Here is a 13544-nt window from a genome sequence, read left to right on the forward strand (position 1 = left end):
ATCGGGTGACCCATGAGAATCGGCGCCCGCCACCCCTTGATCACGATCTTCACTCGAAACGAGCCGCACCCAAGTCACGTTCCCGGACGCAGGGTTGCGGGTTCGCGATGGTTGGCCAGCCACTGCTGGAGCTCCCGGTGCCGGAACTGATACGCGGGGCCGGCGTAGCGCAGCAGTCCGGCCCCGCAGGCCCAGTCCAGGAACACCACCAGCCGGAACGGCATGCGGCCCCTGGTACACAGCAGGAAAACTGCGTAGCGGCGCACCACGGCGGACGTCAGCGCGAACGCCAGCAGGGTTACTAGCCCGAACGCCAGCCCAGTGACCGGTCGGAACGTCAGCGTCACGGCCAGCCCGCCCACCAGTGCGACAACCAGTCCAAGCGTCAGCTTCAGCGCAAGGTCGTCTCGGAGGAGCCCCCAGGGGCGCGCTTCCCTGGCGGGGGGCACTTCCATCCCGGCCCATAGTCCCACCACCAGTACGCCCAACAGTGCGGACACCAACCAGCCCATCAGTTGGGCCACCAGACTCAACGTGAACCCGAATGCCAGTGCGCCCATCACAGTGCGGCCTGGGACGGCGGGTCTGGAGAGCCCCAGCCGACTTGGCGGTGCGGGATGAGCTGTCGCACCCATCAACGCAAACACAACAGCGAAGAGACCCATGGCAAACACTGCGAGCGAGCGGTCGGGAATACTCCAGGCCAAAGGAATAGTGAGAAGAACGACGCTGGTGGTGGTGAGTATGGCGTCGATAATGCGAACGCGGGTGCGACCGGCCAGCGGCCACAGTTCGTGCAGCACCAGGTCACTTCCTGCACCGGCTGGGGTGGGCGCGCCGGTGGCGGGTGTGAGGCCGTGGGTGAGGTGGTGCAGCCATCGGTGGACTTGGTCTGAACGGTAGGCCCGGTTACGGCCGGAACTGCTGTGGGGGTGGGGGTAGAGGCGGGTGGCCGCGGGGATGAAGCGGGCCAGCAGGTGATCGTCGAGGGCCTGTGCGGTGGCGTGCGAGGTGAGTTCGTGGGGGTTGCCGTCGTGGTGGTAGACGGTGGCGGTCAGGCACAACCGCCAGGGCGTGGAGAGCAGCGTCCCCAGCGGGCCGCTGGGGTCCATGGTCAGATGGTCGATGAGGGGTTGCCAGCGGGTCCGATCCTGGGCCCGGGTGGTGAGATAGGTGATGGCGTGGGTGGGCGTGACGGGTGCCAGTGCGATCCGGGCGGAGTCGCGCAGGGTCCCAAGCCCAGCTAGGGCCTCTAGGTGGGCGGTGCGGCAGGTCAGTACCACCGGCCCCGGCTCACCCCGCACTCGGTGGGCGTCGAGGTGCTGCAGTACCGCCCGCGCGCGAGGTGCGTCTGGGTCGGGTGTGCCGTCGGGAAGGGTCGGGTCCATCTCGTCCAGGCCGTCCAGGACCGGCAAGACCATGCCGTGCTCCACCAGAGTCGCCGCCTCTGCCTTCGGCCAGCCGTAGGCCTCGATCAGGCGCTGGGTCACGATGAGATCCAGGGGGGTGGTGGTGTCCCAGAGCGAGACGGGGAGCCGGACCGGGACCGGGTCGACGTCGGCGCGGTCCTTGAGCAGCGCGAGGATCAAGGCAAGGGCGAAGACGGTCTTGCCGGACCCGGCAGGTCCCGTGACCACCATTCGTTGAGGCCGGACCTGACGCCAGTAGGCGGCCACATCCGGCGCTCCACCCACCGGGTGTGAGCGCGGGAGCAGAAACGGGGGGACTGGGGTGGACAGGAGACGGCCGTGCGGAGGTGCGGTGGCCGTGCGGCCGGGGGCCGGCTGAAGCGTGTAGGAGAGGTCGATCGGCACCGTATCGTCGCCAAGCAGTTGGGCGTAGACGCGGCCTTCGCCCGCGGCAACCAGGGTGGCGAGGGTGGCGGCCCATGTGCGGACGAGAACCGCAGTGTTGTCCTCCGGTGGCTTGCGCAGAGCCAGGACAGCGACCAGGAGGCCGGCAAGACCGATGGGGAGCCCCCAGAGGCTGGCAGCGTCCTGCGGTTGAAAATCCCCACGAGTCAGCTGCCGCACGGTAATAACCACGAGCACCACGACCGCGGCCCCGCCCGCCCAGCCCACTGCCTGCCACACCCGCCGATCCCGACGGCCCCCGATCGCCATGCCCCCGATGATGGCCCGGCCCCGCAGCGCCGCGCAGCCCCTTCCCGACCTCAATTTGGGGCGTGCTCTGCCAGTTCGCCGGGAGTTCCGGGGTGTTTCTCACCACCCATCGCGGGGCGGGCGCCCCTGGCGGGCGCGCGGGGCGCAGTCCGCGTCGCACGGCCTGCGTCCTACGGGCGGGCCTACTTCGCGGGCCGGACAAAGATCATTAATACCTCACAGGAAGGACCCCCACAGGGTCGCTTCAATGGGATTGCAGCCTTCTCAAACTTTGCAGCACCTCAGGCCAAGGCCACACGAAACACATATTGCCCTAAATGTCGAATTCTCAAAATCTGCAGCACTACAGGTCAGGCATTTGATCATTTACGTCAGTACCGCAATCTGACTGATCCGACACAACCCTGAACTCGGGCCGGCCACCACCCACACCCACCAACAAGCAGGCCCACACAGGAGAAGTCAGACCAACCAGCCAACGAGAAAGGCCACTTGACCAGCCAAAACGAACAACACCCCGTCAGACCGGTGCGCGGCATGGTGCACGGAATCGTGCACGCAATACCCCGCGGCATGGTGCACGGGATCGTGCCCTGTCGCAAACTCAATCAACGCTCAACGTTCACAGCCTCTGCCCGGCTACTTTCATCACCAGTCGACGGGTTGGCGTTAACGCATTGGTATGGCCCCACTTTTCCGGTCTGAACTGGCCCCGGCTTGCTGCGATGGGCCCTTGTGTTCCGGCCCGGAGTAGCCCCGCTTTGAAGGGGGCGGTGTCAGTCGTCGCTGGGCGTCATGTCGTATTCGCCGACATCCAGATCTGCGCCGGTTGCGGCGAGGAAGTCCACCACCGCGCGGTCCAGGCGCCAGCCGAAGAGGTTCGTGTCGTCCGGCGAGTCGGAGGGCTGCTTGTCATGCCGGCTGAAGTAGCGATGGACCTGCAGAATCGTGCCCCCGGGGCCCTCCTCGGTCGCGAGACGGGTTGTCAGATTGGTGAGCGCCTCCTTAGCTACGGAAACCACACACAACACCAGCCAAAAAACTCAGCACAACCCAGAAAACCCCAGGCCAGCCCCACTCCACCCCACCAAAAACTCATTCTCAATCAATCATCGAAACCCCAGCTCACACCCGACCCACCACACCAACTACCACCCCCTTGATCCACACCAGACCAGCTTGGCGCCATCGGGTCGGCGTGAAGACGGGGCCGGTGAAGAACACTTCCGCGTGGTCGTCGACGATCGTCAGCAGGCTGCCGCCCGTCTCGATGCCCGCCACTTTGGTGAGCACCGCGAGCCAGCGCTCCAGCAGTGGTGGGGCGGTCGCCGTGTCGCTGACGGGCTCGAAGCCGTGGCGTAGGAGGTAGGGCGCGAGGACATCGGTGAGCTCGGTCTGGGGAGTGTCAGCGAAGAACTGCGGGGCTTGGAGTTCGGCGACCAGCACAGCGCGCCCGTGCCCGCCGGGGAGCGGCGGCAGACTCGTCATCCGCATGTCCTCGCCCGGTTCACGTAGGGTCTCGCGCAGCAGTTCTGTCACGGCCGACGGCATGCAACCGGGGTGGGCGAACCAGACCTGCACTCGCAGGCCGGCGGCGCCGGTCACCACCACATTCGCCCGGTCCGTGATCTTCCCCGTACATGACGCGCACTCCGCGCGTTGCGCCTCCTGGCGGGCCTGTGACATCCCCTCCGAACCCAGCACACGCCGGACCTCGGAGCTCATCTGAACCGTGACCACCGGTACTCCCGCCTTCAGACGCTGCCAACAGCCTTTCGCACCGCAACGTCCCGCAGTGTCACCCACAAGAGGGAATCGCGGGCCGGGACTCCGAACGCGTAGCCCCGGCCCGGGGGCAGGAAGCGGAACTCGCAGCAGGCGTCATCAGCACTGGCAGGATGTGCCAGGCGGGGCGCACTGAGCCCCGAGAGGGAGGAACAAGGGCATGCTAAGAGCCGGAACGACCTGCATCGAGGCGATCAGGTTCCTGGATGACGATCTCGTGGCCGGGACCCTCAACGACGTCTCCAACCGGATCCCTCACATGATGGCGACGGGCGCGGACGCCGAGGCCCAGATGCGGGTCGTGCGCAAGCGGTACGACGAGTGGACCTGGGATGCCTCCGAGGAGATCAACCGGCGGTTCATCGACCGGGAGATCGCGGCCCAGCTCCGTGCGGGCCGCTATCGGGCGATCCTGACTGCGCCGTTGGACGAGGCCCGGCTGATGATGTACACGGAACTCGACGAGCTGCGGGACTACTTCAGAACCGTGGCCAACCGTGTGCGCGCCATGCAGGCGCGGTACGGGCGCGCCGGTGCTGTCCGGTACGCGGTGCTGGACACGAACACCACGCTGCACTTCATGCGGTTCGACAAGGTCCCCTGGCGGAAGGTGTTCGGGAACGGCACCGCGGTCGTGGTGCCGCACGTCGTGGTCGACGAGATCGACACCAAGAGCTACCAGACGGGAGACAAGAAGATCTCCCGGCGGGCGCGGGGGGTATTCCGGCTGCTGGAGTCGGTGCTGGAAGCAGGATCTGAGGGAGGGGTCGCAGACGACGGAACGCCCCTGCTCATCGCAGCCGATGAGCCTGGGCACGCGCGCCTTCCCGTGCCGGACGACGAGCTGGTGGCCTCGGCACTGCGTCTGCGACAGGCCGTCGCTCCCGTGGAGGTGGTCGTCGTCAGCCGCGACATCGGCGTACGGACCCGCGCCGCCACCTGGGGGCTCCCGGCAGAGCCACTGCCCGACAGGTACCTGATCGAGGGCGGCGAACTTCACCGGCAGGCACTGGAGCAGGCAGCGGCCGAGCTCGTACCGGGCGGGGGCGTACCGCAGCACTCCGAGCCGAAGGACTCCGCCGAATCCTCCCCCGGCCCTGTGGCGCAGCAGACGGCGAGCAGAACGTGAACAGGCAGGACCGTGCCGACGGGCTGGACTACGAGATGGCGACACGCCTGCTACCCGGTCACGCCCCGTTGTACGAGCGCGCAATACCGAATCCCGCCCCAATCACTACATTCCGAACCGATCCTATATACCCAGAGTCCGTTGAATACCAGGAAGCTCCGGAGCCGGCCGCCGCGGTTCGTCGCCCTGGACAATCGTGCCGTGAACGATGTGCGGCTCAGCGTCCTGGACGTCCGGCTGCTCCCGAGGGCACTTGGCCAGGGCCGCAACTCCGAGGAGTCGCAGCCCCTGCACTAGTCATCTGCCGACGTTGGCGTCAGCTCGCGTAAAACCCGTCACCGACAAAGGGCGATCGTCAAATCACTCCACGCCTGGCCCAATAGGTCCTTCGAGATCGAAGATTGGCAGCTGGCGCTCATCCTGGGGAGACCATACCGAGAATATCCATTCCCCGTAGGGAAAGTCGCTGAAGATTTCAAAGATACGTCCCGCCCGGGTCCGAAAGCATAGATCGAGTCCAACAAGGCGGGACTGAACTTGCACCTCGACCAGCTCATCGCCTGCCAACCCATCGAGGCCATAGGCTTTCATGTCATCTCCAGAAAAAGATGGCGACATAGTTGCCGCATCATTCACGGAGATACGCCAATTCGTGTTGACGCGCAGACGCCACCCGTCTCCACTGAGACAGATACCGTCTTCGTCTGTCTCAGCAATAGCAATTTTGAGTGGCAGAAAAGCCTGGATCTCTTCCACGATCAGCGACATTAGGGCTCCAAGTTGACGTGCGTTCGCTCTCGGACATAGAGCTTGGGATTGGCGATACCCTCGGTGGCTGCACCGGCTTACCCGTGAACGGACTTATCGGCCCGTCGGGGCCGTGAACGAGGCTCGGAGTCTGGCCCCATTAGCCGTCGGCTGCATGATGCGAATTTTACTACCATCGGGAAGCTGGTAGCCCACGCCCGCCGAGCGCGTGGGATAGGAGCTGAAACCTGACCCTTCGACGTCAACTGCCGCTCTCAGGCCCGCTTCCAATCGTGCTGCACTTGTCGGCACAACAGTCCCGCTCGCATCTGCAACAAAGGTGATACCCGTTGGGCATGCGTTGTGAACGAGTACCGGTGTGGTCCCCGCAAGCACAAAGTACGTGTGAAGGTCAGCGACGGTGAGGTTGTACATGTCGGCCTCGCCGGGCACCGTTCGGATGCCCGCGACAAAGGCGTGCTGATCCTGGGCGGTGTTGAGGGCGTGGCCGGGGGTGAGGCTGGCGGCGGGGACCCAGGCCTTAGTTGTGTCATCCCAGAAAGGGTGCTTGGAGGTGGTGTGGAGGACGGATTTCTGTCCGTCGGCTGCGCGCACCGTGAGGTCGACAAGGTCCTTGTCGTGGTTGATGAGGGTGGCAGTGACGGCGCGGGCGCCTACGTGCTTACCCGTTTTCTGGTTAGCTGCTTCGACCTTGTCGCCTATTTTGATCTTTCCGATGGGCTTTGTCTTGCCACCGTCCATGAGGACTGGCGTTTCCGCAGAAAAGCTGCACTTTGCGCCAACCTCCTTCACTGCGGAGGTGAGCCGACCCCAAAGGCTTGCTTCCTTTCCAGCGGATGCCAGCCCTGCCCCTTCTCCCCTTGTGGTAGCAAGCGCTGCGAGGTTGAAGACTATCTTTCCGGTCGCCTCGGCACTTCTACCATCGCGATAGTCGCCATAGATGGTGATCGATTCCTGCGCCATCGCCATCGACTGTCCGCTTGGGCTGGCTGCGATCCCATACATGAGGGATTCTCCGCAGCGCTCGTTAGCGAACACGCATTCCCAGCCGGAGGTAAACGCCTGCACGGGGGTGTTGACCAGTGATGTCCCAGCCTGCTTTACCTCGCCGAGAAAGGCGCCACCCATGTCGCGGAACCAGCCCGAAGCACCTCCGTCATTACCGCCGTCATTGCCGCCGCTGTTCCTGGTGTCGCCTGTGTTGTCGGTGTCGGCGGTGCCTCCCGTCGACTTCCCGTCCGATCTTCCGGTGCGGTCGTCACGATCGCCGCCGTTGGCGGTGCAGTCCCTCGGTGTTCTGACTGCGCGGAAGCTGCGGGCGGGCCGGGTTTTGGTGCTGGTGCCCACGCTGGATTTGCTGACGCAGATGGCGGCCGCGTGGCGTGCCGGCGGGCGTAGCGGGGCGTTCTACGGGATCTGTTCGCTGCGGGCTGATGAGGCGCCATTTGCGTGCACGACGGACGTGGACGAGCTGGTGGCCTGGACGCGGGGGTTGGAGACGGTCACGGTGTTCGCCACGTACGCGTCGGTGGGCATGGGCACGCTCCAGCGGGCGCATGCGGCAGGTCTTTCGCCCTGGTCGCTGGTGGTGGTTGACGAGGCGCATCGTACGAGTGGTCGGGGGTCGAAGCCGTGGGCTGCGGTCCATGACAACGAGCGGATCCCGGCGGATCGGCGGTTGTACATGACCGCCACGCCGCGGGTGTGGGAGGCGCCCGAGGACGGAGGGTCGGGGCCGGTGCTGGTCGCCTCGATGGAGGACGATCCGGACGGGCTGTTCGGCGCGGTCGCTTACAAGTTGACGCTCTCACAGGCCCGGGACCGGGGCCTGGTCGCCGCCTACCAGGTCGTGTGTGTCGACGTCACCGACCCCGAACTCCAGGCCGCGGTGCTGCTGGGGATGGAATCCCGTTCCGACACCGTACGCGGGTCACGGCTGGCAGCTCTGCAGACCGCTGCGGTGAAGACCGCCGCCGTTCATGGCCTGCGCAGGATGCTGACCTTCCACTACCGCACGAGTGAGGCAGAAGCCCTGGCGGCCGGGGTGCCGGCAGTCGCCCGACGGCTGTGGGAGGACGACCCCGAGACCTACGCGGAGCCGGATCGGGTGTGGGCATCGTGGCTGTGCGGCGAGCACTCCCCCAACCACCGCCGCGAAACCCTGGCCACGTTCGCCGACCCCGTCGGGGAAGGCGATGCCGGGGAGCTGGTGCCGATGCGGCTACGGCTGCTGAGCAGCGTTCGCGTCCTCGGGGAAGGCGTCGACACCAAAGGCTGCGACAGCATGTTCTTCGGCGACGTGCGCGGCTCCGCCGTGGACATCCTGCAGATCGTCGGCCGGGCGCTGCGCATGCAGCCCGGGGAAGGCAAGGTCGCCAGCCTGGTCGTACCGGTGTTCCTCGCCCCCGGTGAGGACCCCGACGCCATGCTCACCTCCAAGGGCTACAACAGCTTGGCCAAGGTCATGGCCGCGCTGCGCTCGCACGACACCGAGACCATCGAGCAGTTGGCCGAGCAGCAAGCCCACAGTCGCGCCGGCAAGTCGACAGCCGCCGAGGTCGCCTCAAGTGGCGGCCCGGGCGGGGAAGGCGGCTCGGGCGGTGAGGGAGGTCTGTCGGCTCCGGCGCAGGGCCTGTTGTCGTTTTCGAGGCAGCGTGACCCAGCGATTCTGGCCCGGTTCATGAGCCTGCGGGTGCTCCGGCCGGAAAACACCTATTGGCGTGCCGGAATCCAGGCCGCCACCCGCTACGTGAAAGAGAACGGGGATCTGAAAGTTCCGTACGTTTTCGTCACGCCGGAGGACTGGGACCCCGCTGGTTTTCCTCTGGGAACGTGGATCGCGGATCAGCGGAGGTTTTTCAATTCGGGTGGTATGAAGCCGAAGCGGGCCGCTGAATTGGATGATCTGGGCATGGTGTGGTCGCACTGGGACGTCGCCTTCGCCGAGGGATTGTCAGCGGCGACACAGTGGGCGGCGGAGCATGGTCATCTGCTGCCGCCCGCCACGGCGGTCTGGAACGACTACCCGGTAGGCGTCTGGCTGAAGAACCAGCGGACCGCCGGACGGCTCGCGAACACCATCGAGCAGCGGCGCGAGGCCGGGCTGCCGGTCGGCTCCACCGCCGGCGCCCTCTCGGGGGAACACCGGGACGCCCTGGAGGCCATCGACCCGTCCTGGTGCCCCACCTGGCCCGTGGCCTGGCAGCGCAGCTACCGGCTGTGCCGCAGGCTCATCGAGGACGGCCAGCCCCTGCCGATGGCGCCGGGCGAGACCACGGTGCAGGGCGAGGACCTCGGGGCGTGGGTCCAAGCGCAGCGCCTCGGGTGGGAGCATCTGCTGCCCGCGCAGGCCTGGATGCTTCAGAACATGCTCCACCTCACCCCGGCGGAGCCCTCGGAGAGGCCGCAGACGCCGCGTACACAGGCAGACAAGTGGGCGATCAACCTTCGAGCCGCCCGCCAGTTCCACGCCCGCGAGGGAAGCCTCCAGGTGCCCCGCAAGCACCTCGAACAGCTCACCGAACCCGACGGGTCGGTCACAGACGTCAAGCTGGGCCAGTTCCTCGACAACACCCGCCGCAGAGCCGACAAGCTCACCCAGGAACGACGAGCAGAACTCAACACGCTCGGCATCCGCTGGTAGCAGCCGCAGCACGGGGGCAGGGCCGGGCCGGGGCTCCGCACGGGGAACCCCGGCCCGCCGCGATACCAGGTCGGTGCTGCCGAGGCAGCGGTGTGCACGTACGGACGGAACTGGGCGCTACTTGCTCAACCACCGCTTGGCCGTCGCCGACGTCGCTGCCAGGACTTCCGAGTCTTGCCGGGGAGCAACCCAGATCTGCAGGTGAAAGGAATCGAGGGGGACGTCAGAGGTCGCGTCGTATGCGCGGTCCATGTCGCGCGCGTGGTAGCGCAGGCGCAGCCAGTTCGGCACAGGTACTACGGATTCCAGGTCGATGTGTGCCGCGCCTCCCCATGCGGCGACTTGCAATCTGTCGCCGTCGATCTCGAGGCTGGCCTCGACCACATCCTCGTAGTGCGCCAGCAATGGTGCTGGTGCGTCGTGGTGGAATGAAACTGTCAGATCAATAACGCCTGTGGCGAGTCCTGTCACGAGAAATGCCTGTCCGGGATCGACTCGCAGGATGCCCGGCCCTGGCGAGTGAGGTCCGGGCTCTCGGGATCTGCGGATGCCGGGCTTTGACGCGTGAAATCCCGGATCCCAAGACTGGGAGCTGTTACTCACCAGGTAGAATTGGGCGTAGTTCACGGGAAATTTGGGGACGTGGATGAAGCGGTTTCGTTCATCGCCGGAACTTACGGTCTCAAAAGATTTGATCATGCGAATCCTTTCAACGTGCAGTCCGATCCTGGGATGTAGCGTGTCCCGTAGATGATGCTCGCAGGACCCGCCGACATCGCCGCGCACCGATGGCGGACAGTCCGCCACGGCGATCCGGAAGAATCAGCGGACCACCGGGCGGCTTGCGGACAGCATCGCGCAGGGGCCTGGATGTTGGAGAACATGCTCCACCTCACCCCGGCGGAGCCCTTGGAGAGGCCGCCAGCGCCGCGTACGCAGGCCGGCAAGTGGGCGGTGAACCTTCGCGCCGCCCGGCAGCTCCACGCCCGCGAGGGGTGCGGGTGCCGATAAATCATCCGGCCTGCTCAGGCGGCGTGTGATACTCGTGCAGGGTTCCGCCGAGCCGGTCTCGTCGGCGGACCTCAAGGTGCCGGATCGGCTCTGGCACGTTGATCGGTTGGGGGACGGGGCGCAGCGGCGCGGCTTGGCCCAGGGCTCGGTGCGGTCGATGGCAGTTGTAGAAAGCCTCGAACTCGCGGAGCGCGTGCAGCAGGTGGCTCTGGTTCCAGATCAAGGTGCGGTCCAGCAGCTCGCGTCGGCACGTCTGTATCCAGCGCTCCATGAGGGAGTTCATCCGCGGTATCCGGATGCCGGTGATGACGACCGTCAGCCCGGCGTCGGTCAGCAGGTCGTCGAAAGCGGCCGTGAACTTCGAGTCGCGGTCGCGGATCATGAACGTGGCCCTGCTGCCCGCGTCCTCGAGGTCCATGAGGAGATTGCGCCCGAGCTGCACGATCCACTGCGCCGTCGGGTGAGCGGTGGCACCCAGGATCCGCACGCGCCGAGTGGCGTGCTCGATCGCCGCGAAGACGTACAGGCGCGCCCCGGTCAGGGTGCGGACCTCGAACAGATCGCAGGCCAGCAGCGCTTCTGCCTGGCTGCGCAGGAAGTCGGCCCAGGTGGTGCTCTGCCGTTCGGGCGCGGGTGGAATGCCGTGTTCCTTGAGGATCTCCCAGACGGTGGAGGCGGCGACCTTGATGCCGAGCGCCGCGAGCTCTCCGTGGATCCGCCGGTAGCCCCACGAGGCATTCTCCCGCGCCAGACGCACGACCAGGGCCCGGATCGACCGGATGGTCGGCGGACGTCCGCGGCGCTTCGGCACGCAGATCGCAGCGTGGCGCCGCTTGAGCAGGTCGCGATGCCAGCGCAGGAGCGTGTCCGGGCGGACCAGCAGCAGAAGGTGCCGCAGCTTGTCCATGGGGAGGTGATGGAGCAGGCCGGCGAGGACAGCGCGGTCGGAATCGGTGAACGTGGGCTTGCCGACCTGGCGCTGCAGGACCAGCAGCTGGTGCCGCAGCGCCAGGATCTCCACGTCCTTCTCTCTGTCGCTCATCGACAACAGGCGCAGGAACGCGAAGGCGTGGGTCACGGCGAGATACGCAAGGCGCAGCAGCACGAAGATCATGATGCCGTCGATGCCCTGCGCAGACGGAGACAACAGGGTGAAGGGAGGCGCGGCCGGAGATCGGCGATCAAGCGCCGGACCTGGACGGATGATTTATCGGCACCCGCAGGCCTGGGCCGAGCCGGAGGCAGCATCGGAGCGCTCACGGCCCGACGAAGGTTCCCCGGTCCGCAACGGACTGAGGCCGCAGCGGCTCCACTGGCCGGCGGGCGGTACCGGGGCGGCGGAGCCCGGGTGACGGCTCGGGTTCCCGGGGCGTCGCGGGGGTCGGACCCGCCGGCGGGTGTGGTGCTCTACCAGAGCGAGCAGGATCAGCAGGCAGACCGCCCCGAGGCGGATGGCGGACCGTCCGGTGGTCCACGACGTGCTGCGGGTGCAGATCACGGTGGGCGTGAGGGCACAAGCCCGAGATCGCAGTCAGGCCAGGGGTGAGGTCAGTTGTGCCGTGCGCTCCAGCCATGCCGCGGCGGCGGCGCTGCGCTGGGCGACGACGTCGTCGGGCTCGCCATTGAGCAGGGCGAAGGGGATCTGCTCCAGGCCGAAGGTGAGATACCAGGTCCACGCGCGATGCAGGGTGCGCCTGTCGACGGCGGCCGCGACCTTGTCCCAGCCGTGCCAGGCCAGACAGGCGGCGTCGACAGCAGGGTCGAAGGGCTGAGCCAGATCCCAGTCCAGCACACCCAGCAGGCGGCCGTCCCCGCTCCAGCGCATGTTGTCGCCGGCCAGGTCGCCGTGGACGAGCGACGGCGTGACGGCGGGCAGATCCAATGCGGCCTGGACGCGGCGACGCGCTTCGGACCGCCACGCGCGCGGCAGCCGAGGCATCACGTCCTGCTCCATGATCTCGGCCCACCGCTCACCTCCCGCGTACTCGTGCGGTACCCCCAGCAGACCGTCCAGGTCACGGCAGTCCACCTGCCGCAGCGCGTCCAGCAGCCGGGCGAGTTCCTTCGGCTCTCCGCCCTCGCCCCGCCGGCAAGCGCTGCCCTCCAGCCACGACAGTGCGACGGCGGTGTGCCCCTCTGCCTGGACCACCTCGGACAAGGGGACCGGCACCGCGAACGGCAGGTCCGCCTCCGTCAGACGGCGCAGAAGTTCGGTACGCCGGGGCAGCGCAGCGGCCGCGGTGGAGTTCTCGGCGATGCGCACGACGGCGACGCCGGCAAGCAGCACCACCTGGTGAGAGCCACCACTCGCGAAAGCCGCACCGCGAAGATCCTCTCCGGGCAGCACGGCCGCGGCGACAGCGAGCAGTTCCTCGGGCACCTGACCCAGCATCACGGCAGCCTACCGGGGCAGCCCTGCCGATCAGCCGACCGAACCATGGCGGAGGGCACGTCACCTCGTGCCCGATGCTGGTGCATCGCCGCCCCATGGCCACGTGCCCTGCTGATCCACACTCACAGCCGAACCCGTCCGTGCGCCGCACTCGGGAAGTCGGAAAGGGATCACTGGGCGACATGCCCGCCCGGCGACCGGCACGAGGCACCACACGTGCCGAACAGAGCCTGTGGGCGTGACGGCCGCAGGACTTGGCCGTTGGTGCACAACCGGGCCCCCGGAACTCCTCCCCCGTGGTTCCGGGGGGGCCTTCAGGTGTCCGGTCCGCCAAAGGCGCTCGGCGACGGCACCTGCTACACCGTGCCCGGCCGTCCGGCACCACGGACGCCCTGGGTGTCCTTCAGTGGACGGGCCGCGGCCGGAGGACGGCCAGGGCGTCCTCGACGCGGCCGAGGTCGATGAGGTAGCCGGCCCTTCCCGGCACCACCGGCGGTCCCGAGGACGGCACAGCGGGAATGAGACTGGTCCATCCCCGCCGGCGCCGGGAGAACGCCGCCTTGCTCCCGTCGCCGGTCGTGCAGCCCGCCCCCTTGCACGGGGAGGACGAGCGACGAATACTGCAGCCGCATCGGCTCTGCCGTCCTGCGTTGCACTACCGCCGATCCTGCCGTAGAGCGGGGCCAGTCGGCC

At 67.1% G+C, this 13544-nt stretch carries 10 protein-coding genes; 2 read left to right on the plus strand and 8 right to left on the minus strand.

Annotated features, from left to right (window positions below):
• Positions 1–74 precede the first annotated feature (74 nt).
• The 3 genes from ACFYXS_RS37515 to ACFYXS_RS37525 all read right to left on the minus strand — a co-directional run bounded on the left by ACFYXS_RS37515 (position 75) and on the right by ACFYXS_RS37525 (position 3848).
• Positions 75–2123 carry an NACHT domain-containing protein gene (locus ACFYXS_RS37515; protein ID WP_389256269.1) on the minus strand — a complete coding sequence of 683 codons (2049 nt, stop codon included), beginning with the start codon at positions 2121–2123 and terminating at the stop codon, positions 75–77.
• Between the two features lie 776 nt (positions 2124–2899).
• Positions 2900–3145: a hypothetical protein gene (locus ACFYXS_RS37520; protein ID WP_389256270.1), complete on the minus strand. Its 246-nt coding sequence runs from the start codon at positions 3143–3145 to the stop codon at positions 2900–2902.
• Positions 3146–3248: 103 nt separating this feature from the next.
• Complete coding sequence (locus ACFYXS_RS37525; RefSeq protein ID WP_389256271.1) at positions 3249–3848, minus strand: hypothetical protein; 600 nt, start codon at positions 3846–3848, stop codon at positions 3249–3251.
• 220 nt (positions 3849–4068) lie between these two features.
• Here ACFYXS_RS37525 and ACFYXS_RS37530 point away from each other — a divergent pair, with 220 nt between their 5' ends.
• Positions 4069–5037 (plus strand): PIN domain-containing protein, encoded by a 969-nt coding sequence (locus ACFYXS_RS37530; protein ID WP_389256272.1) that lies wholly within the window; start codon positions 4069–4071, stop codon positions 5035–5037.
• Between the two features lie 360 nt (positions 5038–5397).
• Here ACFYXS_RS37530 and ACFYXS_RS37535 read toward each other — a convergent pair whose 3' ends face one another.
• Together ACFYXS_RS37535 and ACFYXS_RS37540 are read right to left on the minus strand one after the other, a co-directional pair.
• Entirely contained in the window at positions 5398–5805 is a 408-nt protein-coding gene (locus ACFYXS_RS37535) for a hypothetical protein (protein ID WP_389256273.1), read from the minus strand.
• 93 nt (positions 5806–5898) lie between these two features.
• Positions 5899–7152, minus strand: coding sequence for a polymorphic toxin-type HINT domain-containing protein (locus ACFYXS_RS37540; RefSeq protein ID WP_389256274.1), 1254 nt, complete (start codon positions 7150–7152; stop codon positions 5899–5901).
• On the opposite strand from ACFYXS_RS37540, the gene ACFYXS_RS37545 reads away from it, so the two are divergent.
• On the plus strand, positions 7145–9448 hold the full coding sequence (locus ACFYXS_RS37545; protein WP_389256275.1) for a Helicase associated domain protein: 2304 nt from the start codon (positions 7145–7147) through the stop codon (positions 9446–9448). The genes ACFYXS_RS37540 and ACFYXS_RS37545 overlap by 8 nt on opposite strands.
• 117 nt (positions 9449–9565) lie before the next feature.
• Here ACFYXS_RS37545 and ACFYXS_RS37550 read toward each other — a convergent pair whose 3' ends face one another.
• From ACFYXS_RS37550 to ACFYXS_RS37560, 3 genes are all read right to left on the minus strand, one after another.
• Positions 9566–10147, minus strand: a complete 582-nt coding sequence (locus ACFYXS_RS37550; RefSeq protein ID WP_389256276.1) for a hypothetical protein — start codon at positions 10145–10147, stop codon at positions 9566–9568.
• A gap of 313 nt (positions 10148–10460) precedes the next feature.
• Positions 10461–11564: an integrase core domain-containing protein gene (locus tag ACFYXS_RS37555; RefSeq protein ID WP_389256327.1), complete on the minus strand. Its 1104-nt coding sequence runs from the start codon at positions 11562–11564 to the stop codon at positions 10461–10463.
• Between the two features lie 426 nt (positions 11565–11990).
• Positions 11991–12851 (minus strand): aminoglycoside phosphotransferase family protein, encoded by an 861-nt coding sequence (locus tag ACFYXS_RS37560; RefSeq protein WP_389256277.1) that lies wholly within the window; start codon positions 12849–12851, stop codon positions 11991–11993.
• Positions 12852–13544: the final 693 nt, after the last annotated feature.

It is taken from the genome of Streptomyces sp. NPDC002574, assembly GCF_042889545.1.
GTDB lineage: Bacteria > Actinomycetota > Actinomycetes > Streptomycetales > Streptomycetaceae > Actinacidiphila.

Bases quoted from the DNA above. Each gene is read 5' to 3' on its own strand.
- ACFYXS_RS37515 (WP_389256269.1), bottom strand. From the start codon at position 2,123: ATGGCGATCGGGGGCCGTCGGGATCGGCGGGTGTGGCAGGCAGTGGGC.
- ACFYXS_RS37525 (WP_389256271.1), bottom strand. From the start codon at position 3,848: ATGAGCTCCGAGGTCCGGCGTGTGCTGGGTTCGGAGGGGATGTCACAG.
- ACFYXS_RS37530 (WP_389256272.1), top strand. From the start codon at position 4,069: ATGCTAAGAGCCGGAACGACCTGCATCGAGGCGATCAGGTTCCTGGAT.
- ACFYXS_RS37535 (WP_389256273.1), bottom strand. From the start codon at position 5,805: ATGTCGCTGATCGTGGAAGAGATCCAGGCTTTTCTGCCACTCAAAATT.
- ACFYXS_RS37550 (WP_389256276.1), bottom strand. From the start codon at position 10,147: ATGATCAAATCTTTTGAGACCGTAAGTTCCGGCGATGAACGAAACCGC.
- ACFYXS_RS37560 (WP_389256277.1), bottom strand. From the start codon at position 12,851: ATGCTGGGTCAGGTGCCCGAGGAACTGCTCGCTGTCGCCGCGGCCGTG.